The organism is Corynebacterium sp. HMSC074C05 (assembly GCF_001838325.1).
Taxonomy (GTDB): domain Bacteria; phylum Actinomycetota; class Actinomycetes; order Mycobacteriales; family Mycobacteriaceae; genus Corynebacterium; species Corynebacterium amycolatum.
This window is the reverse complement of sequence record NZ_KV836295.1, coordinates 101,378-122,400: the sequence shown is the minus strand read 5'-3', so window position 1 is coordinate 122,400 and position 21,023 is coordinate 101,378. Positions and strand designations below refer to the sequence as shown.

Here is a 21,023-nt window from a genome sequence, read left to right as displayed (position 1 = left end):
TAAACTCGCACAGTTTCACATTTGCAGCCCCGGAGTTTTCGGGTTGACAGTTTTGCCGCATAACCCCGGACTGTGGTGCTGCCGCAGTGGGGGGCTGGCCAGGCACTACCGGGAGAACCAGGCACGCTTTTTTCTAGCGTCCCTGAATGGCAGCGAAAAGTGGCCAATAACAAAACCCTCCCGCACTTGGATAACTCCAGGTGAGAGAGGGTTTTTACTTGGTCGGGGTAGCGGGATTTGAACCCACGGCCTCTTCGTCCCGAACGAAGCGCGCTACCAAGCTGCGCCATACCCCGAGGCCACAGACACGAACTGGGAACATATGTCTCAGTGCTGTGCTTGCGAGGACTTACTTTAGCCCGACGCTGAGCCAGAATGCAAAACGCCTGCTTAACGGGCTGTGGGGCCAAGCGGCGGTCTCTGTCGCACCCAACGGACTACGAACCACGAACCGCGCCCAACGAATTACGAACCGCACCCGTACGATCTACAAACTGCATCCCTGCGATCAACAAACTACGAATCCCGCTCCACAACCTCAATCAAGGTCGCGGACGGGCGGCAGAACAGGCGCACCGGGGCGTAAGGGGAAGTGCCAAGGCCATTGGAGACGTGCAGCCACGTCTTCTCGGTCCAGCGCGACAGCCCCGAGGCCCGCGAGCGGTCGATACCGCAGTTGGTCACAATGGCCTTCCCTCCGGGCAGGCACACCTGGCCACCGTGGGTATGACCAGAAAGCACCAGGTCGTAGCCATCTTCCGCAAAAGCGTCCAACACGTGTGGCTCAGGGGAGTGCGACAGGCCGATAGCGATGTCGGCATCCGCATTCGGGGCACCGGCAATCTGCGAATAATCCTCCAACTCGTGATGAGGGTCATCCACACCGGACAGCGCCACCTTCACGCCACCCGCCACAAACTCCAGCCGGGCATGGGTGGCATCCTGCCAACCGTGCTCGATAAACGCAGCGCGCATGCCGCGCCACGGCAGCTCTACGCGCGAGGGCTTGCGCTTCTTGCCCGTCAGGTACTTCAACGGGTTGACAGGCCGCGGCGCGAAGTAGTCATTGGTGCCAAACACGAAGGCGCCCGGACGGTTCAGCAGGGGGCCGAGCGCTGCGAGGACACTGGGAACGGCCTTGTCGCTGCCCAAGTTGTCGCCAGTATTAATCACCAGGTCAGGGTTCAGAGCATCGAGGCTGGCAACCCACTTCTGCTTCAACTTCTGGTCGGGGAGCATGTGGAAGTCGGAGACATGCAGAATCTGGAAAGGCTCATCCTCGCGCTTTCCCGCCCGGGCGAGCGTGCCGGGTGCCAGCACGGGAACTTGCACACGGTGGAGTTTAAATGCGCGCAATTCGATTTGGTTCGCGTAGATGAACGTCGTCAAGCCAAGCGTGGCGAGAGCTGCGGCAGACCGCAGAATTCGGTTGGAAAAAGCGCGCGATGTCATGACAGAGACACTATCAACTACAGCGGTAATCTAGGGCGTATGAGTGAACTGAAGAACACAATTGTCTCCGATATGACCGCCGCAATGAAGGCCCGCGACAAAGAAACCGTTGCGGCGCTGCGCATGCTAAAGGCCGCCATCCAGACCGAGGAGGTCTCCGGCTCCAAGCACGAGCTCACCGATGAAGAGGTGCTGCGTGTGATTGAGCGGGAGGTCAAGAAGCGTCGCGAGTCCGCTGAGATGTACGCCGAGAACGGCCGCCAGGAACTTGCCAACGCCGAGCTCGCCGAAGCAGAGGTTTTCGCCCGCTACCAGCCGGAACAGCTTGACGACGACGCCGTGAAGAACCTCGTCGCAGAATCCGTGGCCGAAGTTGCTGGCGATGATGCGCCGAGCATGAAGATCATGGGCCAGGTTATGAAGGTGGCTAAGGAAAAGGCCGCTGGCCAGGTCGATGGCAAGCGGCTTTCCGAGGCTGTTAAGGCTGCCCTGCAGGGCTAGCGCGACCTCTCGGGGTTCCTTCGGTGTTTCAGTGCCGCGGTGACTTTTAGCAAGTTGCCGCGGCCATTTTTTCAACGGCAGCTTTTAGAACCGTAGCTTCGAGGACGGCAGCTTCTAGAACGGCAGCAGCGGAATCAGATCCCGCAAGCTCGGCGCTGGCGGAGTGTTCGGGCGAGGGAACTGCGGTAGCGGATCCGGCCGGGGCGTCGTTGACTCCGGTCGCGGCGACGGCGCTGGTGGCGGGGTCGGACGACGGGTGCCATCGGCCACGCGGATCGTGACGGTGCCACCCTTAAGAAGTAGTGGCGGCTGATCCAGCCCGACCACTATTCCGCGCGACTCACCCGTGCGGGACACTGTGCGTTCCTCTACCTTGTAGCCAGCCTTCTTAAGGGTCTCCCGAGCCTCGGCCTTCTGCATGCCCACCACATTCGGCATTTGGGTGATAGAGGTGCCCAGGCCGTAGTCCGAATCCAATGGGGGGAGGTTCTTTCCGCCGTAGTCCTCGATAATCGGGCCGACTGCGCCGAACCACGTCCGCGCGGGCTCGCGACCACCAAAGAGGTTGCCGCTCGGGCACTGGCGCAGCGGTGACGTGCACAGCTCCGTGACAGTCGGGGTGTCGTTGTAGGCGTACACCGATCCGGCCAGACCGCCGGTGAAGCCCAGGAATGCCGCGGACTGGTTCGACTCGGTGGTACCGGTCTTAGCCGCGACTGGGCCGTCCCAATTCAGCGCTTGTGCGGCATCCTTCGCCGTGCCATCGGTGGCGTCATTGCTGAGCGCATTAGCGATTGCGTGCGCAACCCCCGGCTCCACTGCCTGCTCGCACGGTGGCACATTCAGCTTGACCGCATTGCCCTTGGAGTCCGTGATCGACTCAATTGGAGAGGGCTCGCACCAGCGGCCATTGCTGGCCAAGGTGGCAGCGACATTGGACAGCTCAAGGTTATTCACCGACGTCGGCCCCAGCACGAACGAGCCGAGCTTGTGCTCCGAGACATAGTCCGCCACCGAGGACTCGCCATCAAAACTGCCCGGCTCCGTGTATGAGCGCATGCCCAGGCGTACTGCCATGTCCATCACGCCATCAACGCCGACCAGCTCCGAAATCTGAATAAAAGGAGTATTCGGCGATCTCGCGAGCGTCTCACGCAGTGACATCGACGGCGGGAAACTGCCTACGTTCTCCACGCAGTACAGGCCCGGCGGGCAGCCCTCTGCGCCACCGGTGCCCAGCCCGGAGGCCTCATAACGACGCGGCACCGGGAAGTGGGTATCAATACCCAGCCCCTTTTCCACCGCCGACGTTGCCGCGAAAATCTTAAAAATCGAGCCCGCGCCATTGCCTACCGGCGTAAATGGCTGCGGCTGCACGGTCTGCATTTGCTCCGCATCGAGGCCGTATACGCGTGACGACGCCATCGCGAGCAACTTCCTGGAGTCATCCCCAGGCTCAAGCAAACTCATAACCTCAGCTGCGCCATCCGCCGTCGGTGACGCCTGCTGACGCAGAGACTCCTGCACGCTGTCCTGCACACGCGGGTCCAGTGTGGTCTTCACATGGAAGCTACCGCGCTTCAGCTTTTCGGCATCAATACCGTGGTTCTCCAGGTAAGAGACCACATAGTCACAGAAGAAACCGCGATCGCCCGCCGCGATGCAACCCTGCGGCAGGTGCTGAGGCTCCGGAAGAATACCGAGATCAGCTGCCTTGGCGTCCTGAGCCTCCTGCGGACCAATTGCCCCCGTGGATTCCATAGCCGCAAGCACGTCGTTACGCCGTGCATGCGCACCTTCCGGATTTGTATACGGATTGAGTCCGGAAGACTGCTGAACCATGCCCGCGAGCAGAGCGGCCTGCGGGACATTCAGATCGGACGCGGGAATGCCGAAGTAGGTCTGAGCTGCAGCTTCCACACCGAAAGCGCCATTGCCGAAGGGGACCAAGTTCAGGTACTTAGTCAGAATTTCGTCTTTCGTCAGCTCATCTTCCAGATCCAACGCGATGCGAATCTCGCGGATCTTGCGGCCATAATCCGTGGCAGTAGCAGCGCGGCGCTCCGACTCCGACTGCGCGTCCACGAGCAGCGTGTGGTTCTTAATCAACTGCTGCTCAATCGTGGAGGCGCCTTCCTGCACCGACTGAGACATGAAGTTCTTTACCGCCGCACGAGCAGTACCCTTCCAGTCCACACCAGAGTGCTCATAAAAGCGCCGATCCTCCACGCTGACCAGCGCGTCCTTCATAGCTGGCGAGATGCGTTCCGACGGCACGTTAAACCGCCGCTGATCATAGAGCCACGCAATTGGCTGATCATTCCGATCCGTAATAGTGGTGACCCCTGGTGCGTCCTTAGAAATCACCGACCGCGACGCCGACGCGAATTCATCAGCCGTGCGCGCGACGAGGTAGGCCGAGCCGCCCACAAGAGGAAAGAGGGCGCTGGCCATAATCAACGCTGCCAACACAGTGGCAACGGAGAGCTTGAACAGCGTCGAACCTTTATTCACAGCAATCAGACTACAAGGTAGGGCGGATTGAGCCGAAGTGGGTTTTCGAAAATCCACCTAGTGACATGCCCGGGGAGTCCAGTAAAACGCCTGGCGAGCGGGGGAGGGGCGCTACGAATGCCCTTACAACACCACGCAACTCGTCGTGTAGTGGTTTCCGGAAAAAGATTTCCATAGTGACGCAAATCACCCCCGTGCTTTTGTTGGAAAAAGTTGCCCCACCTGCATCGTTATATTAAGAGCTGCGCCACGTCCACCCTTCTAGTGTGACCCAATCGACATTATTTGGGTGGTGTGAATAGACTTACAACAAAATTTCAGCACTATTTAGTTGAAACTATTTCGAAATAACGAAAATCGCAGGCACGAGGAGGCTACAATGACCGCCACGATTCCAGATCGCAACCGCACTGCTACTACGCCAGAATACGAGCTCGGTGTAGAGAGCTTCCGCGATCGCCAGGAGTGGGTCCCGCGCGCTAAGTGTCGCGATATTGACCCGGATAAGTTGTTCGTTCGCGGCGCCGCACAGCGCGAAGCTGCAGTTATCTGCCGCCACTGCCCAGTGGTTCTGCAGTGCCGTGCCGACGCTCTGGATAACCGCGTCGAGTTCGGCGTCTGGGGTGGCCTGACCGAGCGTCAGCGCCGCGCAATGCTGCGTGAGCACCCGGAAATTACTTCGTGGGCCGACTTCTACGCTGAGCAGTACGCAGCTCAGCGCAAGGCAAAGCTGGCTAAGTAAAGCCGCCGGACTGGCGGACAGCTGGCTAAGTACCAAGTAAAACCGAAGTAAAACTGAACCCCCAGCGCGCGAGGCTGGGGGACAGATAAAGTAGCTTCCATGACTACTAAATGGGAATACTTCACCGCACCGCTGCTCATTCACAACACCAAGGCCATCCTGGACAACTTTGGTGAGGACGGCTGGGAACTCGTCACCGTTCTCCCGGGCCCGACCGGCGAAAACCACGTCGGTTACTTCAAGCGCCCGAAGGCTGACTAATTACCTCAGTGTCTAGCACCTAACTAACAACGGCGGTTGTGCTTTCGATTGGCAGCTGACTCACGGTTGGCTGCCATCTTTCTTTGGCCGGCTTTATTCGCCCGGCCCCCAGTCGCCGTGGAAAGGCTTAACTTAAATGAGCAACTCTGAATCTCGCACTCCTTCCCAGACCCTCGAGGACCTGGGGCTTACCCTGCCTGCCGTTGCCGCGCCAGTTGCGGCCTACGTACCCGCAACGCGCACGGGCAACCTCGTTTTCACCTCCGGTCAGCTCCCATTCGTTAACGGCGAGCTCACCCACGTCGGCCACGTCGGCGCAGAAGTCACTGCTGAGGAGGCCAAGGAGGCAGCCCGCACCTGCGCCCTCAACGCTTTGGCCGCAGTCGATGCCGAGGTCGGTCTCGACAATGTCACCCGCATCGTGAAGGTCGTCGGCTTCGTCAACTCCGCCGCCGGATTCACTGGTCAGCCGGGCGTTATCAATGGAGCCTCGGAACTCTTCGGCGAGGTCTTCGGTGAACGCGGCCAGCACGCTCGTTCAGCAGTGGGTGTGAATCAGCTTCCGCTGGACGCTCCCGTGGAAGTCGAGATCATCGTTGAAGTAGCCCAGTAGCTGCTGTATTTGCTGCCGTGACCAGCGGGGATGCTGCGTTCTCCGGGTCGTCGTAAAGCGTGCTTACACCCAAATGAGCCGAATTGGACGACGTGGCGCGCTCCCCGGATTGCGCAACCACGTAGGATAGAGGACATGGAGCATCCTGCGTATAGCCAACTGCGTCAGATTTCTCAGTCTGTGGGCGTCGTTCTGTGCCCGAACCCCAGCTACTCTTCGCTGGAGGGTACGAACTCCTACGTTATTAAGGCTGAGGGGGATAGCCGCAGCATTGTCATCGATCCGGGTCCGGAGGACGAGGGACACCTGAACGTCCTCCAGCGCTATGCCGGCGACGTTGCGTTGATTCTGCTGACGCACCGTCATGGCGACCATGCTGATGGCGCCGCACGTTTCCGTCAGCTCACCGGCGCGCCGATTCGTGAGCTGGAGTCTCAGTACTGCGCGGGAGGTCAGGATCCGCTTGTCGACGGCGAACGTATCGTCCTCGACGGAGTGACTCCGCAGATTGAGGTCGTGGCAACCCCTGGTCACACCGCTGATTCTGTCTGCTACTTCATCCACACTGGTGATGGCGAGGATGATGTTGAAGGCATCGTTACCGGTGACACAATCGCTGGCCGCCACACCACTATGATTTCGGAGACCGACGGCGACCTAGGTAAGTACATGGAAACCCTGAAAATGCTGGATTCGCGCGGCAAGGGTGTTCGTCTGCTGCCTGGTCATGGTGCTGACCTGCCGGACATCACTGTAATGACGCAGAAGTACATTGAGCGTCGTAAGCTGCGCCTGCAGCAGGTGAAGGATGCCGTTGCCAAACTGGGTGACGAAGCTACGGTCGACCAGATTGTGGATGAGATTTACACCGATGTCGATCCGGTGCTGCGTCATGCTGCTGAGCAGTCGACGCGTGTGACCCTGCGCTACCTGCGCGATCACGGGGAGTAGTTGCTGGGCTTTGGCTTCGACTTCGGCCGGTTGCTGGGCTGGGCTTAATTGAGACTTGGCTGAAGCTGAGCTTGAGTCGCCGCATGAAAAGAGCGTGTGACCTGCAGTTTTGCGGGTTGCGCGCTTTTTGTTTGGGCTAGTGCTGGTTGGGGTGCGTTGGCCTCGTCGAGTCAGCTCAATCACTTATCGATGAGGTATCCACTTGTCGATGAGCTATAGCGCACGCATAAGTGAACAGCGCATCGACAAGTGATTGATGCGGGGAGAAATTGGTGAATGGTGCATCGATAGGTGCCGGGAAAGCGTCGATGAGTGGCAGAAAAGCGGGAAGCATCGACGGGAAGCATCGATAAGTGCGCCAAAATTGGCCATAAATCGGTTGGTGAGGTGGGGCCAGCATGCCGGGCCAGCATGGCAGGCCAACGGGGAAAGCCAGCGGGGAAGGCAGCAAAAATCCCGCGAGCCTCATGCGTTTCATGTGCTCCTACGGGGACCGAGGAACCAAAAGCAGAGGCTGCGGGATGTGAGTCGTTTGGGCAGCGCCACAAGCTAGCGTGCGCGTCGAGCCAAACGCTCCGTATCGGAGATGAGCACGGACTTGCCCTCAAGGCGAATCCAGCCGCGGTGGGCGAACTCTGCCAGAGCCTTGTTAACGGTCTCACGAGAGGCGCCGACGAGCTGTGCGATTTCCTCCTGAGTCAGGTCGTGGTTCACGCGGAGAGCAGAACCTTCCTGAACACCGAAGCGATTAGCCAGCTGAAGCAGGGACTTAGCAACGCGACCAGGGACGTCGGTGAAGATCAGATCAGCCAGCGAATTGTTGGTGCGGCGCAGACGGCGGGCCAGCATGCGCAGCAGCTGAGCTGGAACATCCGGGTGCGACCCAACCCATTCCTGCAGCTGATCGGCACTCATGGACGCGGCGGAAACCTCCGTGACGCAGACCGCCGAAGAAGTGCGCGGGCCCGGGTCGAAGATGGAGAGCTCGCCGAACATGTCGGACGGACCCATGATGGTCAACAGGTTTTCACGACCGTCGGCTGAGCGACGAGCCAGCTTCACCTTGCCATCAATAATGATGTAGAGCCGATCGCCCGGCTCACCCTCATTGAAGATGGTGGTTCCACGCGGGAAGCGAACCGTCTCGAGCTCACCGAGCAAGGCCTGCACAGCCTCCTGGTCAACTCCCTGAAATACACCGGCCCGGGAGAGAATCTCCTTGACGTCATCCACGGTAAAATTCTCCTGTCTTGGGCCACTAACCACCGTAAATACAGGCCAGCAGCCACCAAATTAACACTCGACTACAAATTGCAGTGGTCAAACAGGAAGAGAAACTGCCCCGTCCCACTACTTTCGGTCTTTCCCGGTAACGCCGCTGCCAGCTTTCAAGGCAGGTCCACCCTGGACGAATTTTACGACAAATCGCCTTTATAGATGCATCCCAAAACTGCGCCGTCACCAAGATGTGATAAACACCACTGTAGCAAAAGAGCCACTGCGTCTGTGGGGAATTCTGGTGAAAAGCCGCTGAACTGTGTATTTCTAAATAGCAATGAGCTAACGGTGTTCTAAGTTGTGGTTGGACGTGACCTTTTTCGACTTTTCTGACCGATCGCGCCCGAGCTTCAACTGATTGCATCCGCATCTCGGACAAACCTAAGGATCTCGTCCGCGAAAGATATGACGAAAAGGTGCGCACGCGAATTGCAATCCGGGGTAGCCGATACACTACGACCATGGATACGACCGGCAAGGCATCGTCGATAAGCAAGCACCAGATAAGCAAGCACCAGGCGACGAGCAAACCCCAACCCACGCACCCGCAGGGATCCCTGACGTCGAAGAAGCGTCGGGCGGTGGGGGCGCATCCGGCGGCGCGGGGGAAGGAGACGCGCCTGGGCATGGTGCGGCGTGCGCGGCGGATTAACCGCACGCTGGCGGTGGCGTACCCGAATGCGCACTGTGAACTGGACTTTCGTAATCCGTATGAGCTCGCGGTGGCGACGATTCTGTCGGCGCAGTGTACGGACGCGCGGGTGAATATGACTACGCCGGCGCTGTTCGCTAGGTACCCCAGTCCAGCCGATTTGGCGGTTGCGAACCAGGAGGAGGTCGAGGAGCTCGTTCGGCCGACGGGTTTCTATAGGAATAAGGCTGCGAACATCATCGGTTTTGCGCAGGGTGTGATGGAGCAGCACGGCGGCGAGGTGCCGGGCACGTTGGAGGAGCTGGTGAAGCTGCCGGGCGTGGGGCGAAAAACAGCGAATGTGGTGCTGGGGAATGCTTTTGGGGTGCCGGGGTTGACGGTCGATACGCATTTTGGACGTCTGGTGCGGCGCATGGGTCTCACGGAGCAGGAAGATCCGGTGCGCGTGGAGCACGAGATGATGGAGGTGCTGCCGCGCGCGGAGTGGACGTGGTTTTCGCATCGCCTGATTTTCCACGGGCGCCGGGTGTGCCATTCGCGCCGGGCGGCGTGCGGGGCGTGCTTCTTGGCGGCGGATTGCCCGTCGTATGGCGTCGCGGGCCCGGCGGAGCCGGAGACGGCGGAGAAGTTGATTAAGTCAGACGACAGGGAATGGCTTCTCTACCTGGCCGGTCTTAATGACGGCTACAGTGGGGAGGAACTTTCCGCGCTTGACGACGGGGATAGCGCGCGCAACACCACAGCGACACAGGACTAGTCGAGGAGCACTTTTCGTGAATGAGCAGGGCGGTCGTAGTCACAATGGTGGCCACATTGGGGATCGGCAGGCGGACGTTAACCGTTCGGCATCGCTGATTACACTGCTCATCGCGGGAATTAGCATTGTGGGGCTGGTGGTTTTCGCGATTGTGAATACCACTGGTGGCAATGACGAGGCCGATGATGGTGGGGCCGGAGCTGGTGTGAGTGCCGGTGTGGATGGCGCTGGCAGTGATGGCACCGGCAGTGATGATGAGGTGGATGGTGCATCGGCGGCGCCAGCGATGTCGAAGGACGAGATCGCGGCGGTAGCGGGTAGTGGCTCGCTGGCCGGTGTGCGCTTGCCGCTGTTGGCGGAGTCGGGAGACTCAGCGGATCAGAGCAACGAGGCTGGCCGAACGGAACTGGTAGACATGGGCCAGGTCGTCGAGGGCAAGCCAACCGTGCTTAATGTCTGGGCGTGGAACTGTGGGCCGTGTCGCCAAGAGCTGCCGCTTATCGCGCAATGGGGCAACGACAACCCAGATGTGCAGGTGGTGACGGTGCATGCGGCTCGCGAGGCGGGGCGTGGCCAGGCCTTCCTGCAGGAAATCGGAGTGAATCTACCGACCTACTCGGACACGGTCGATGTGGTCGGACCAGCGTTGAATCTACCGCGAGTTGTGCCCATTACCGTGGTGTTTAAGGCAGATGGCACAGTGGCGACCATTCATCCCGGTGAATTCACCGATGCGCAGCAGATTACTGATCTCGTGCGAGGTGCGTTGAAGTGACTAAGGGACAGTCGTGGAATCGCGACGCAAGCTCGGGGCTGTATCTGCCGAAGTGGTTGACCAATAGTTTGCCGCCGCATCTAGTCAGCGCTGATTACGGTGCGGCAGGCCACGCCAGCAGTACCAGCCACGCCAGCAGCGCCAGCCACGACGCAACAGACCACTCGGAGCAGAAGGTGGCCGGTCGCTCCGATCCGTCGTCAAGCGTGAAGCGCGCGTTTGCGAAGTTGCGGCGAGACTCCTCGACGCAGGAAAAACCGTTGCGGAATCCTGCGCGGTCGGCGGTGCTGGTGCTGCTCAGCGGTGATGCGGAGGCGCATCAGCGGCCGGAGGATGCCAGTGTGGTGCTTATTCACAGGGCGACAACGCTGCGTAAGCATGCAGGTCAGATGGCGTTTCCGGGCGGTCATATCGACCCCGGGGACGTGGACGAGGTCGATACCGCGCTGCGTGAAGCAGAGGAAGAAACCGGGCTGGACCGAAAGACGGTGACGCCGATGCGGGTGCTGGACTCGATTGATATTTCGCGGACTGGGTTCGCGGTCAATCCGGTGCTGGCGTACTGGCATGCACCGCATCCGCTGTACGCGGTCGACCCTGCGGAGACGGAATCGGTATTCAACGTGCCAATCAGCCACCTGACGAATCCGGACAACCGCATGATGCTGGGGTATCACGGCTGGACAGGGCCGGCATTTAAGGTTGGTGACTTCGTCGTTTGGGGCTTTACCGGCGGCGTGCTGTCCTACTTGCTGGATGTGGCCGGCTGGTCGGAACCGTGGGACGACACCGACGTGCAGAAACTTTTGCCGGTGCTCGCGCGTTCCGCTAATGGTGAAAAGCTGTCCGTACTGAAGGGAGGCCGACGATGATGCCTGCAATCGCTGTGTTTGACGTTGCGCTGCTGGCGGTTTTCATTTTCGCGCTCGTCGTTGGCTGGCAGCAGGGCGCCGTCTCGTCGATTATGGCCATTTTGGGCGTTGTTCTGGGCTTGGTTATTGGTGTGCCCTTGGCGCCGCTAGCTATGGCGCAGGTCGAGAACCAGTCGGGGAAGGTTCTTCTGGGCCTCGGCACAGTGATTCTGTTCGCCCTGATTGGTCACGCGGTGGGAACAGTGGCAGGGCAGTCGCTGCGGAATACCATTCGCTCGCCGTTGGCAGTCGGCCTGGATTCGAGCCTTGGTGCCATCGTGCAGTCCGTGACTGCGCTGGTAGTGACATGGATGATCGCCGTACCCCTGGCCACCGCCGTGCCCGGGCAGTTCGCCGACTGGGTGCGTGAGTCCAAGGGCATGAACCTCATTGACCAGGTCGCGCCCGACGAATGGAGTGACGGCTTCAGTGGCATCCTCCGTCAGCTCCGCGACGATGGAATGCCCGCCATCGCTCCGCCATTCGGCTACAAGCAGAACGTCCCCGACGAACCCGCCGACCCCAATGTGATTTCACAAGGTGTCGTCGACAGTATTCGACCGTCCATCGTCCGCGTCTTGGGCGAGGCCCCGCAGTGCGAACGCTTGCTGCAGGGCACGGGCTTTGTCATCGCACCGGATCTGATTCTCACCAATGCGCACGTGGTCGCCGGCGCCACCACTGTTCGGCTGGAAACTGTGGTCGGCATGGCTGACGCAAACGTCGTGCACTACGATCCGCTTGACGACGTCGCCTTGCTCCGGACCACCGACCTGCCCCTGGAGCCCATGCAGTGGGCGGAGCAGGAAGCTCGTCCGGGCGATGACGCGGTAGTGCTGGGCTTTCCCGAGTCCGGGCCCTTTAAAGCCACCCCTGCGCGCGTGACGGAGAACATCATTATTCGAGGACCGGATATTTATTCGTCGACTCGACACGAGCGCCAGTCCTATGTTCTGAAGGCAGATGTGCGCCACGGCAACTCGGGCGGCCCACTGATTACGCCACAGGGCCAGATCCTGGGTTTGGTCTTCGGTGCCGGTGTGAACAATGACCAGACTGGTTACGCGTTGACGCACGCCGAGGTCCAGCCACACATTGATGAGGCGATGGATCACTACGGGGCCATCAGCACGCAGGAGTGCGTGGCGGGGTAAGCGGCAAGTTGTGTGTCTGTGGGCAGGGCAGCCCCCAGTCCCAGCCGCAGGAGAGTTCTGGCTGGCTTCAGCCGTGCCGGAGCCTAAGATCCCTCCGGCAACCAGTGCAGGTGATCTCTGATTGCCTGCACCACAGCCTGCGGTTTCTCTACCGGCAGGAAGTGCCCACAGCCCGGGATGACGCGCACGTGGGTGGAGCTGAGCTCCACCAGCGCAGGTGGGGTACGAGTGTCCTGCTCGCCGGCGAGCAGCACCGTGTGCTCATCGTTTTTCGACGAGCCCTCCATCGCACCCAACCACTTGCGGAAAGCGACTGGAGCCGGTCGCGTCCACCAATTCATGTGAGCCAGTGCAGGGCGGAGTGCGCCACTGGCCAGGCTGTCAGCCATGAGTTCCGCGGTCTGTTTCCCCTCAGGGGTCTCGGCGAACCCCTCTCCGGCGGTGGACATGGACTCGCGGACAATGCGGTCAATCAGTCGCTGCTGGCGAGCCTCAGCTGCCTGCGTGCTGAACTTATTGCGACGCAACCGCGGTACCCGTGGCCGCGAGTCCCACCACGAACGGCGCAGCAGCGGGGCAAGGCTATTGCGGAAGTCCTCCGACCACGGGCTCTTCAACTGGTTGAGCCACACCTTCGGATGTGCAGCACCACAACCAATAATTCCGGCAACAAGGTTCGGCTGCCGCGAGGCCAGCGTCCATGCCACCCACGTGCCGAATCCCTGACAGACCAGCAGTGCGGTCGAGTGCCCCAACGAGCGAATCGACGAGGCGATGTCCTGGGCCGCCTCAAACGGATCGTAGCCATGCGGTGTTCGGTCGGACTGACCGTAGCCACGCATAGAAATAGCCACAGCATGCACGGGGAGGGGGTCGCCCGAGCCGTCGTTAAGCATTGGCAAAACCTCGCGCCATTCAAACCAACCGCCAGTCGAGCCGTGAATAAACAACACGAGCGGATCGGAGGGGCGGCCGCACTCGGCGATGTGTAGGCGCTGGCCGCGGACGTGAATGAGACGATGACGCCAGGGGCCGGTAAGAGAATCGCTGAGGGAGGTCATGAGGGGAAATACCTTATCCGAAGGGCTTAAACCGGGACTGAATAAGACAAAAGGGCGAGACCAACAAGTCCCGCCCAATTTCTTTTTAAGCCTTTAGGTGTACATACCGTTCGACTGCGAAGACTTCTTCGCCGACCCCGACGGCACGACCCCCTTCAGCTCCTGCATCGACTCGATGGTCTTCTCCGGCTTGCGGATCGACTTGACCTTCTTCAGACCCAGCAGCGCCGCGACACCGGCGATGACCAGCATCAGAACGAAAACGATGAGGAATGCAGCCCAGGTCGGCAGCCAAAGATCCAGCAGCCAGCCGAGGAAGAAGAAAAAGAAGAACGAGGAGTACAGCGCGACGACGCCGGCAACCGCGAAGAAGCCACCGCCAACTGCACCCTTCTTAGCCTCGCCAGCAATTTCAGCCTTGGCCAGCTCAATCTCAGAGCGAACCAGAGCGGAAATCTGCGTAGAAGCATTAGACACGAGCTGGCCGATGCTGGCATCGCCCGAAGCGTTGCTATCCACATCGCTCAGCGGGATAGCGGTAACACGCGGTTCGGTGCCGTCGGTAAAGAGACCCTTCGTATCGTCGTTGCTCACGTGTACTTCCTCCTACGCAGATGGTTGGAAAAGATGGTTTGAAACTTTAAAACTGCAGTTACAAACTGCCATACTACCTCTCATTGTGGGGAGAGCGCGCCACAAGGGCGAAAAAGCCAAGAACTCGTTGAAGTTTTTCTCATCTTTGACCATTTCTATATAAGTTTGTCACTTACTTAGCGGTGAAGAATTAGGGTGTGGGATATGAACAATCAGCCTGAGAACGTGCGTGGAGCCGATGGAAGTGGTGCCGGTGCTGGCAATGGTGTTGGCGCCGGAAAAGGTGGCCTAGCTGGGATGAGCCTGGGTGTGTCCTCCGTGTCGGCGAAGAAGCGTGCAGAGCGTGAGGCAGCGCAGGCGAAGGCATCTGAATCGGGTGCCGATGGTGCTGACGGTGCTTCCGGCGCTGCTATCCCGCAGCTTGACCCCAAGGACCCCCTCGCGCCCCTGTGGCAGCTCGACGGCGTTGCACATGCCGCTGATGTCGCGGCCAAGGCCATCCAGGCCGTCCACAGGCACAAGGCCAACCTGCGCAAGCACAACGTCACCGGCTCCGAGTCGGTCCTTCGTGGCGCTCGGGCATCGGCGTGGCTAGAAGGCGGCGAGCCATCGCTTCCCGACGACGGCAACATCACCGATCCCGTACTCGCAGCAGCCCTTCGGGTTGCCGACACCATTTCCCCGGAGTCAATTGGTGAGACCACTCGCGTGTGGCAGCGCGCTCCGCAGCAGGTGCTGGCCAAGTTTGCGTTGAACGCATCGCCCGCAGGTGAGACTGAAGACGGTTCCGAGGCGCGGATGAAAGCCGGGCGTCCGGTTGGTGACGACAAGCTCTCGTCTGCGATGAAGGAACAGCGTCTGCACGTGCTCGGTGACTTCATCACTGGCCGCAGCCAGATCCATGCTGGTGTGCTCTCGGCGATTGTGCACGGTGAACTGCTGACTCTGCGCCCCTTTGAGTACCACAACGGCATCATCGCCCGCGCCGCCTCGCGGCTGACGACTGTCGCAACCGGCCTGGATCCGCGTGGCTTGGCCGTGCCCGAGGTCTACTGGACGCGCCACCGCCAGGAGTATTTCGAGGCCGCAGAGGGGTTCGCGTCGGGAAACGCCGATGGCCTGCGTTCGTGGATTCTCCTGCATCTGGAGGGGCTGAAGGCCGGTGCCGTGGAAGCGCGCGGTATCGCCGAAGCGGTGTAGGCGGGCCGGCTGCTGGATGGTGGGTTAGTCGGCCTTTGGCTCGTCGTCGTTTTTGCGCAGTGCCAACAGCGTCGCACCCGCGCCAAGCGCCAGTGTGACGCCGGCAAGAATTGCAGCATTGCGTTTCGACGGCGCGCGAAACAGCGGGACGGGATTCCGGAATTGGCGCACAGGCCACTCACGCTCTGCCGCAATCTTGCGCAGAGCGCGATCGGGATTGACCACAACGGGATGGCCGACTGCAGCCAGCATGGGCTCATCAGTGATGGAATCCGAGTACGCAAAGCATTCGGCCAGGTTGAACTGGCGCTTTTCCGCTATCCGACGCATCTGCACAGCCTTGTTTTCGCCTCGGCAGAAGAACTCCGTTTCACCCGTGAAGAGCCCATCGCGGACCTCCAGCTCGGTGGCCACCACGTTGTAGACACCGAGCGCCTGCGCAATGGGCTCAACAATCTGCCGAGCCGATGCCGAGATAATGAACACCTGATGCCCCCGTGCGCGGTGTTCACGAATGAGCTCCAAGGCCTCGGCGTAGATGTACGGCGTGATGTTCTGCTCTAGGGTTTCGATCGCGACCTGGCGCAGTTCCCTGGCGCTGTGACCAGCGATAAGAGCGGAAAACTGCTCGCGCGTGGCCTCCATTTGCGCCTCATCGTGTCCCTGTGACATGTACAGGGCGTGACTGAGTGCCATTTGCAGCATGTCCGTCGGCGAAATGATGCCGCGCTCGAGGAATTGCTTGTTGAACGCATATGCCGAGCTCTTGGCAATAATGGTTTTATCCAGGTCAAAGAACGCAGCGACGCGAGAGTTAGCGGTGGCGGGAGCATCGTCCACGATGCCTGTGTTCGTAGAAGCGTGCGGCTGCGGCGTTGTTGAAGCCCTGTTCTCGCCGGTGTTCATAGACTCTGAGCTTACCCATGGATGTCGGGCTCGGGGAGACGTGACATCGAATATCGTGACATCGAACATATTGGGCATTAAATCCTTTAAAAGGTATTTGCAGATTCCTCGTGATATGTAATACTTGGACGTGGCTGGCCCCTTCTAGTTCTTTTTAGAAACAGACTGCGAGGCCGCCCCGGCTCAATCCCCCCCCGAGCCGGTTAAAGACGCCTCGCGCCAATCCCCCCCCGGCGCGGGGCGTCGCCCCTTTTTGGGCCCAATGTTGAGGGGTATGTAGTAAAAGTGCGGGCTGCAAATGTGAAACTGTGCGAGTTTATGACCCTACCAGCCTTTTTTCGTGCCATTTTTGACATAAACGCAGTCACTAACTTGCATTGGCCAGGCCGCGCAGTAGCCATAAGGCAAAGGCGACATGGCGTTCTGCAGTTATCCACAGTCTGAAAATTATCCACAGACAGCGAGGTTTTGGCCCCTTGCGAGCATCATTGAATCCGCCTTCTAGTGCACGCTATGGCCATGGCAATCAAGAAACTGTCCATGGCTCAGCGAACCGAGGCTCCAGCAAATCCAGTAGTCAACGCTGTCGATGATGAAGCGCTGCGTGAAGAGGTTGCACTCATAGTCGCTGCTACCGGTCGTGACTGTGTGCAAGAGACCGTGCCACCTGTGGCTGCAGCGCCAGTGGCCGCACAAGCATTGACATCGTCGCCAGCATCACCACCAGTATCAGCCACAGCGTCAGTGCCCGCATCGACCGGAGCGGGAGTTTCATCGGCCCTGTGGCGTCGGGCGCCAGCGGTGTTCGTCGATGCGTTGGCAGCCCGAAGATTAGCCGGGCGGCCTCATTGTGAGGGAGCAATCTTTCTGGTCCGCAGTGATACTGAGGCGGAAGATACGCAGGTGGCGAAGGTTTTAGCTCCTGTTTACAGCGCCAGCTTGCCTGCGGATAACGTCGATATTGTCGAACTGCTCGGCCGAGCCGAGGTACACCCGGATGGTCCGAGGCTGTCCGATTTCCAACACAGCTCGAGCCTCCTGAACCACCAACACACCCCAGCGTCACCTGCGAGCGCAGACGTGATTACAGCACCAGGTACAGAACCGGCACCGAACGTGCCAGCAACTACAACCGATTCCACGGCAACGTGCCTGATGTTGGTTCCTGCGGTCGGCGGTGCCGGTGCTTCCATTACGGCGGCAGCGAGTTCATTGGTTCTTTCCCGTGAAAAGCCCATCTGCTTGGTGGACGCAGATGCGCTGGCGGGAGGTATTGATCTGGTGCTCGGGATGGAAACGGAACCGGGACTGAGGTGGCAAGACTTCTCGGCTGCTGATGGCCGTCTCGACGGGGCGGCACTCTACGAAGCACTGCCATCCTGCCCGCGATCACCCGCGCTGAAAGTGTTGACGTGGACTCGCAGTCGCACGCCCGAGACGGCTTACAACCACGCCTCGGCGGCCACCAAATTCGACAGTGCCGACAGACCCGGCAGAACCGACAGACCCCACGATGTTCGACACATTGCCAGCACCATTAGTTGCCTTATTCATGCCGGAATTACGGTTATCGTGGATTGCCCGAAGCAGGTGGAGTACGTCACCACTCTCGGCGCGCTTGCCGATGACACCGTCATCATCCTGCCCACCTCGGTCCGAGCTATCGCAGCCGGTGGACACCTGGCCAGCGTCTGTGCACAGGCAGGATTCACGCCAAGTCTTGCGGTTCGGCACCAGCAGCACCGCGATATCAGTGTCGAAGAGGTTGAGTACGCGCTCGATCTGCCCATTGCTGGTGAGATTGAGTACTGCAAGAAAGTAGCTCACGAGATAGATGTGGGCGGGCTCGCTGGGGCCGTCGGCAAGCTGACGCGGGGATTGGAAGCGATGTTTGCCCTTGTCGGCGGTGGTGGCGATGGATGACGTCAGGCTGTTGGCGGCGGTGCGGACGGCGCTTGCGGAGCGGCCTGGGGTGGCATCGCATAGTGAGGTCGCCGACATCATTCGCGCAGAGACCTCGGGGGTTGTCTCCGATGTGAAGGTGCTGGAGATTCTGCGCACGATTCGTGAGGAAACAGTGGGCGCGGGCGTGTTGGATGCGCTGTTGCGCCGCCCGGGTGTCAGCGATGTGCTGGTCACCGCGCCCGGCGAGGTTTGGGTCGACGCTGGCAACGGACTGGAGCGGACCGAGATTTCCTTCGCGGACGAAGGCGAGGTGCGCGCGTATGCGGTGCGGCTCGCGTCGCGGTGCGGACGAAGGCTTGACGACGCGCAACCTTGGGCCGACGGCCATATTCCTGGTGGTGTCGGCGGCTGTGGTGTGCGAGTTCATGCGGTGCTTTCACCACCGTCAGCGACCGGCACTCAGATTAGCCTGCGGGTGCTGCGTCCGGCTCGTCGCGGACTTGCGGAGCTATGCGATGTCGGGCTGTTTCCACCGGAGATTCTGCCGGTGTTGCGGGGAATCGTGGCGGGACAGCTGTCGTTTATTGTCGCCGGAGGCACGGGTGCGGGAAAGACGACGCTATTGGCGGCGATGCTCTCAGAAGTTAATCCTGACCAGCGCATTGTGTGCATCGAGGACACTCCGGAGTTGCAACCGCAGCATCCGCATGTGGTGAAGCTGGTGACCAGGGCCGCCAACTTGGAGGGGGCCGGTGCGATTGGGCAGCAGGAGTTGCTGAAGCAGGCGTTGCGCATGCGTCCCGACCGCATCGTCGTCGGAGAGATTCGTGGCGCCGAAGTGGTGGATCTGCTGGCTGCGTTGAACACGGGGCATCGCGGTGGGGCGGGGACAATTCACGCCAACCGGATTGGGGATGTCGTCGCGCGCTTCGAGGCTTTGGGGCTGATCGGTGGCCTTAGTCGCGCCGGGCTGCATGCGCAGTTGGTCTCTGCGGTGCAGGTGGTGTTGGTGGTCGAACGCGCTGATGTTCGCCGGCTGGCACAGATCGGGCTGCTGCGCGGTAACCCACCGGAGGTGGTGGAGGTTTGGACTGCTCGGGACGGGCCGGGGCCGGGGTGGGAAACGTTGCAGAAGTTGCTGGTCGGCAGGGAACAGTCGGTGGAATAACCGGTGGAATAACCCGGGGGCAAAGTCAGGGGATTAGACGGGGAGATTAACAGCTATGGGGGAGGGATTTAGCGTGACCGTACTCATTGGGGGCGCGGCTGCGGCAGTCGCTATCTGGCCGGACAGCTCGGCGGCGGTGCGCTCGCGAGCGCTGGCAGGCCGTGCCCGTGAGGTGTCCTGTGGACTGAAGTGGTTGCAGCGCATGGTTGGACTTGGGGCTGGTTCCACGGGGTCGAGCGCCGCAAGCACTGGCAGTGCGAATAGAGCTGCAGGGCTATCAATCCTCATCGTTGCAGGCCCGGCACTCGTGTTGCTGTGGCTCGCCGGGATTCCAGGTGCCATCGCCGGGCTATTGCTGGGCCGCACCGCAGGGGCCGTAGTGCGCGCTGTGGGGACTAGGCGCTGTGAACGTCGGGAAGCGGACAGCGCTGCGGTAGCGCTGGAAACCTTGACCGCGCAGTTGCGCGCAGGTGCGGCGGCCTCAAGAGCGCTCAACGCGGCAGCAGCGGAATTGCGCAGGGCAGAGGACATGACTGTGCTGGCCGATCATCTTGCGCACGCGGCGCACCGCGCGAACTTCGCCGACCCGTGGGAGACCGAAGAGTCTTCGGAGCAACTGCGTCGGATTGGGCGTATGTGGACGGTGGCGCAGCAACATGGTCTGAGTTTGGCCGGGTTACTGGACTGCGCGCGGGGTGATCTGCAGGCTCGTCAGGCACATCGTTCTCAGACCTCCGCTGCGCTGGCGGGACCACGCATGACGATTGCCATTTTGGCTTCGCTCCCAGTCTTCGGGCTGATTATGGGGCAAGCTTTCGGAGCGTCCCCATTCGAGTTCCTCAGTCGCGGTATCGGAGGAATTGTGCTGGTCATCGGTGTTGGATTGGTGTGCGCGGGCATAGAATGGGCCGTCGCGATCATCGATCGTGCGGAGGCCGGACAATGATCGCCGCCGCACTTCTCATCGCTGCCTACCTCTGCTTGCCGACATTCAATCCCGTCCGCAGCCGACTGCCCGAATTGGTAGCGGAGTCGGATGCTCGTACGCGAGGAAGCGTGCGCCGGCAGGTGACCAGTCGGGTTGCGCAGATTGCCGCACAGGTGAGGGAACGTGTGCGAACTGTCATTGGCGGTGAGCGCATCAGCCCGGCTGTGCTTCTCGATGCCGCGGCGGCCCTCGACATCATTGGCGCTTGTTTGAGCTCCGGTATGCCATTGTCCCAGGCAATGGAAGCAGCCGCCGATGGCGCAAACTCTGAGCTGGCCGAGCCACTCCGACAGTGTTCCGCCAGGTTATCTGTGGGCGCGCACTCCGCTTGGGACAGCCTTGCTGCCACACCCGCGCTCGTGCCCCTGGCGACGGCTGGGCGCCGCGCAAGCGAATCCGGCACCGTTCTGGCGCAGGCATTGGAAGACACCGCTGCCACGTACCGCAGTCAAGCGCACGATGCGGCGCAAGCCGTCGCGGAAAAGGCTGGTGTCCTCATTGCCGGGCCGCTGGCGTTGTGCTTTCTACCCGCGTTTGTGGTGCTGGGATTGGTGCCCACAATCGCCGGGCTTGCCGACGAAATGTTTGCAGGACTGATGCCGTCATGAAGCTCGGACAGTTCTGCGCTCAGCCTCGCGTG

At 60.6% G+C, this 21,023-nt stretch carries 20 protein-coding genes and 1 tRNA gene; 14 read left to right on the top strand and 7 right to left on the bottom strand.

The genetic code is table 11. The features are described 5' to 3' along the window. Window positions 1-219: 219 nt before the first annotated feature. Window positions 220-296: transfer RNA gene (locus tag HMPREF3042_RS08710), tRNA-Pro, on the bottom strand. Window positions 297-516: 220 nt separating this feature from the next. Continuing rightward, a complete protein-coding gene (locus HMPREF3042_RS08705; protein WP_070856815.1) occupies window positions 517-1,452 on the bottom strand; it encodes a metallophosphoesterase in 936 nt (311 codons plus the stop codon). 39 nt (window positions 1,453-1,491) lie between these two features. On the opposite strand from HMPREF3042_RS08705, the gene HMPREF3042_RS08700 reads away from it, so the two are divergent. Next, window positions 1,492-1,953, top strand: a complete 462-nt coding sequence (locus HMPREF3042_RS08700) for a GatB/YqeY domain-containing protein (protein WP_070439126.1) — start codon at window positions 1,492-1,494, stop codon at window positions 1,951-1,953. 114 nt (window positions 1,954-2,067) lie between these two features. On the opposite strand, the gene HMPREF3042_RS08695 is transcribed toward HMPREF3042_RS08700, so the two are convergent. Continuing rightward, window positions 2,068-4,476 (bottom strand): transglycosylase domain-containing protein, encoded by a 2,409-nt coding sequence (locus tag HMPREF3042_RS08695; protein WP_070857038.1) that lies wholly within the window; start codon window positions 4,474-4,476, stop codon window positions 2,068-2,070. A 370-nt stretch (window positions 4,477-4,846) separates the two neighbouring features. Here HMPREF3042_RS08695 and HMPREF3042_RS08690 point away from each other — a divergent pair, with 370 nt between their 5' ends. From HMPREF3042_RS08690 to HMPREF3042_RS08680, 4 genes are all read left to right on the top strand, one after another. Then, window positions 4,847-5,209: a WhiB family transcriptional regulator gene (locus tag HMPREF3042_RS08690; protein ID WP_038627417.1), complete on the top strand. Its 363-nt coding sequence runs from the start codon at window positions 4,847-4,849 to the stop codon at window positions 5,207-5,209. Between the two features lie 99 nt (window positions 5,210-5,308). After that, a complete protein-coding gene (locus HMPREF3042_RS10805) occupies window positions 5,309-5,470 on the top strand; it encodes a Sp36 family protein (protein WP_005511670.1) in 162 nt (53 codons plus the stop codon). 136 nt (window positions 5,471-5,606) lie between these two features. Further along, window positions 5,607-6,083: a RidA family protein gene (locus HMPREF3042_RS08685; protein ID WP_070856814.1), complete on the top strand. Its 477-nt coding sequence runs from the start codon at window positions 5,607-5,609 to the stop codon at window positions 6,081-6,083. A 135-nt stretch (window positions 6,084-6,218) separates the two neighbouring features. Next, window positions 6,219-7,034 (top strand): MBL fold metallo-hydrolase, encoded by an 816-nt coding sequence (locus tag HMPREF3042_RS08680; RefSeq protein WP_070432015.1) that lies wholly within the window; start codon window positions 6,219-6,221, stop codon window positions 7,032-7,034. A 549-nt stretch (window positions 7,035-7,583) separates the two neighbouring features. On the opposite strand, the gene glxR is transcribed toward HMPREF3042_RS08680, so the two are convergent. Then, window positions 7,584-8,267: a CRP-like cAMP-activated global transcriptional regulator GlxR gene (gene glxR, locus HMPREF3042_RS08675; RefSeq protein ID WP_005511668.1), complete on the bottom strand. Its 684-nt coding sequence runs from the start codon at window positions 8,265-8,267 to the stop codon at window positions 7,584-7,586. Between the two features lie 626 nt (window positions 8,268-8,893). Between glxR and nth the strand changes: the two genes are divergently transcribed. From nth to HMPREF3042_RS08655, 4 genes are read left to right on the top strand one after another with little or no spacing between them, the layout of a single operon-like run. Then, window positions 8,894-9,721 (top strand): endonuclease III, encoded by an 828-nt coding sequence (nth, locus tag HMPREF3042_RS08670; RefSeq protein ID WP_371326293.1) that lies wholly within the window; start codon window positions 8,894-8,896, stop codon window positions 9,719-9,721. 16 nt (window positions 9,722-9,737) lie between these two features. Then, window positions 9,738-10,496 (top strand): TlpA family protein disulfide reductase, encoded by a 759-nt coding sequence (locus tag HMPREF3042_RS08665; protein WP_070856813.1) that lies wholly within the window; start codon window positions 9,738-9,740, stop codon window positions 10,494-10,496. Further along, entirely contained in the window at window positions 10,493-11,368 is an 876-nt protein-coding gene (locus HMPREF3042_RS08660; protein WP_070856812.1) for an NUDIX hydrolase, read from the top strand. Before HMPREF3042_RS08665 ends, HMPREF3042_RS08660 begins: the two co-directional genes overlap by 4 nt. Next, a complete protein-coding gene (locus HMPREF3042_RS08655; protein ID WP_070856811.1) occupies window positions 11,365-12,561 on the top strand; it encodes a MarP family serine protease in 1,197 nt (398 codons plus the stop codon). The genes HMPREF3042_RS08660 and HMPREF3042_RS08655 overlap by 4 nt, the downstream gene beginning before the upstream one ends. 83 nt (window positions 12,562-12,644) lie before the next feature. On the opposite strand, the gene HMPREF3042_RS08650 is transcribed toward HMPREF3042_RS08655, so the two are convergent. Together HMPREF3042_RS08650 and HMPREF3042_RS08645 are read right to left on the bottom strand one after the other, a co-directional pair. Next, window positions 12,645-13,622 carry an alpha/beta fold hydrolase gene (locus tag HMPREF3042_RS08650; protein ID WP_070856810.1) on the bottom strand — a complete coding sequence of 326 codons (978 nt, stop codon included), beginning with the start codon at window positions 13,620-13,622 and terminating at the stop codon, window positions 12,645-12,647. Window positions 13,623-13,715: 93 nt separating this feature from the next. Beyond that, complete coding sequence (locus HMPREF3042_RS08645; protein ID WP_038627432.1) at window positions 13,716-14,216, bottom strand: phage holin family protein; 501 nt, start codon at window positions 14,214-14,216, stop codon at window positions 13,716-13,718. Between the two features lie 204 nt (window positions 14,217-14,420). On the opposite strand from HMPREF3042_RS08645, the gene HMPREF3042_RS08640 reads away from it, so the two are divergent. Next, complete coding sequence (locus tag HMPREF3042_RS08640; protein WP_083327456.1) at window positions 14,421-15,416, top strand: Fic family protein; 996 nt, start codon at window positions 14,421-14,423, stop codon at window positions 15,414-15,416. A 24-nt stretch (window positions 15,417-15,440) separates the two neighbouring features. Here the strand turns inward: HMPREF3042_RS08640 and HMPREF3042_RS08635 are convergent, their stop codons facing one another. Then, complete coding sequence (locus HMPREF3042_RS08635) at window positions 15,441-16,322, bottom strand: HAD family hydrolase (RefSeq protein WP_049189454.1); 882 nt, start codon at window positions 16,320-16,322, stop codon at window positions 15,441-15,443. A gap of 519 nt (window positions 16,323-16,841) precedes the next feature. On the opposite strand from HMPREF3042_RS08635, the gene HMPREF3042_RS08630 reads away from it, so the two are divergent. The 4 genes from HMPREF3042_RS08630 to HMPREF3042_RS08615 all read left to right on the top strand — a co-directional run bounded on the left by HMPREF3042_RS08630 (window position 16,842) and on the right by HMPREF3042_RS08615 (window position 20,991). Further along, window positions 16,842-18,245 carry a CpaE-like family protein gene (locus HMPREF3042_RS08630; RefSeq protein WP_246822389.1) on the top strand — a complete coding sequence of 468 codons (1,404 nt, stop codon included), beginning with the start codon at window positions 16,842-16,844 and terminating at the stop codon, window positions 18,243-18,245. Beyond that, entirely contained in the window at window positions 18,238-19,395 is a 1,158-nt protein-coding gene (locus HMPREF3042_RS08625; protein WP_083327455.1) for a TadA family conjugal transfer-associated ATPase, read from the top strand. The genes HMPREF3042_RS08630 and HMPREF3042_RS08625 overlap by 8 nt, the downstream gene beginning before the upstream one ends. Before the next feature lie 73 nt (window positions 19,396-19,468). Next, a complete protein-coding gene (locus HMPREF3042_RS08620; protein ID WP_246822387.1) occupies window positions 19,469-20,341 on the top strand; it encodes a type II secretion system F family protein in 873 nt (290 codons plus the stop codon). Beyond that, entirely contained in the window at window positions 20,338-20,991 is a 654-nt protein-coding gene (locus tag HMPREF3042_RS08615) for a type II secretion system F family protein (RefSeq protein ID WP_070601320.1), read from the top strand. The genes HMPREF3042_RS08620 and HMPREF3042_RS08615 overlap by 4 nt, the downstream gene beginning before the upstream one ends. Window positions 20,992-21,023: the final 32 nt, after the last annotated feature.

Coding starts and splice junctions, on each gene's coding strand:
- HMPREF3042_RS08650 (WP_070856810.1), bottom strand. CDS start 13,622: ATGACCTCCCTCAGCGATTCTCTTACCGGCCCCTGGCGTCATCGTCTC.
- HMPREF3042_RS08700 (WP_070439126.1), top strand. CDS start 1,492: ATGAGTGAACTGAAGAACACAATTGTCTCCGATATGACCGCCGCAATG.
- HMPREF3042_RS08685 (WP_070856814.1), top strand. CDS start 5,607: ATGAGCAACTCTGAATCTCGCACTCCTTCCCAGACCCTCGAGGACCTG.
- HMPREF3042_RS08635 (WP_049189454.1), bottom strand. CDS start 16,322: ATGAACACCGGCGAGAACAGGGCTTCAACAACGCCGCAGCCGCACGCT.
- HMPREF3042_RS08625 (WP_083327455.1), top strand. CDS start 18,238: ATGGATGACGTCAGGCTGTTGGCGGCGGTGCGGACGGCGCTTGCGGAG.
- HMPREF3042_RS08615 (WP_070601320.1), top strand. CDS start 20,338: ATGATCGCCGCCGCACTTCTCATCGCTGCCTACCTCTGCTTGCCGACA.
- HMPREF3042_RS08680 (WP_070432015.1), top strand. CDS start 6,219: ATGGAGCATCCTGCGTATAGCCAACTGCGTCAGATTTCTCAGTCTGTG.
- HMPREF3042_RS08705 (WP_070856815.1), bottom strand. CDS start 1,452: ATGACATCGCGCGCTTTTTCCAACCGAATTCTGCGGTCTGCCGCAGCT.
- HMPREF3042_RS08655 (WP_070856811.1), top strand. CDS start 11,365: ATGATGCCTGCAATCGCTGTGTTTGACGTTGCGCTGCTGGCGGTTTTC.
- HMPREF3042_RS10805 (WP_005511670.1), top strand. CDS start 5,309: ATGACTACTAAATGGGAATACTTCACCGCACCGCTGCTCATTCACAAC.
- HMPREF3042_RS08640 (WP_083327456.1), top strand. CDS start 14,421: ATGAACAATCAGCCTGAGAACGTGCGTGGAGCCGATGGAAGTGGTGCC.
- HMPREF3042_RS08630 (WP_246822389.1), top strand. CDS start 16,842: ATGGCAATCAAGAAACTGTCCATGGCTCAGCGAACCGAGGCTCCAGCA.
- HMPREF3042_RS08690 (WP_038627417.1), top strand. CDS start 4,847: ATGACCGCCACGATTCCAGATCGCAACCGCACTGCTACTACGCCAGAA.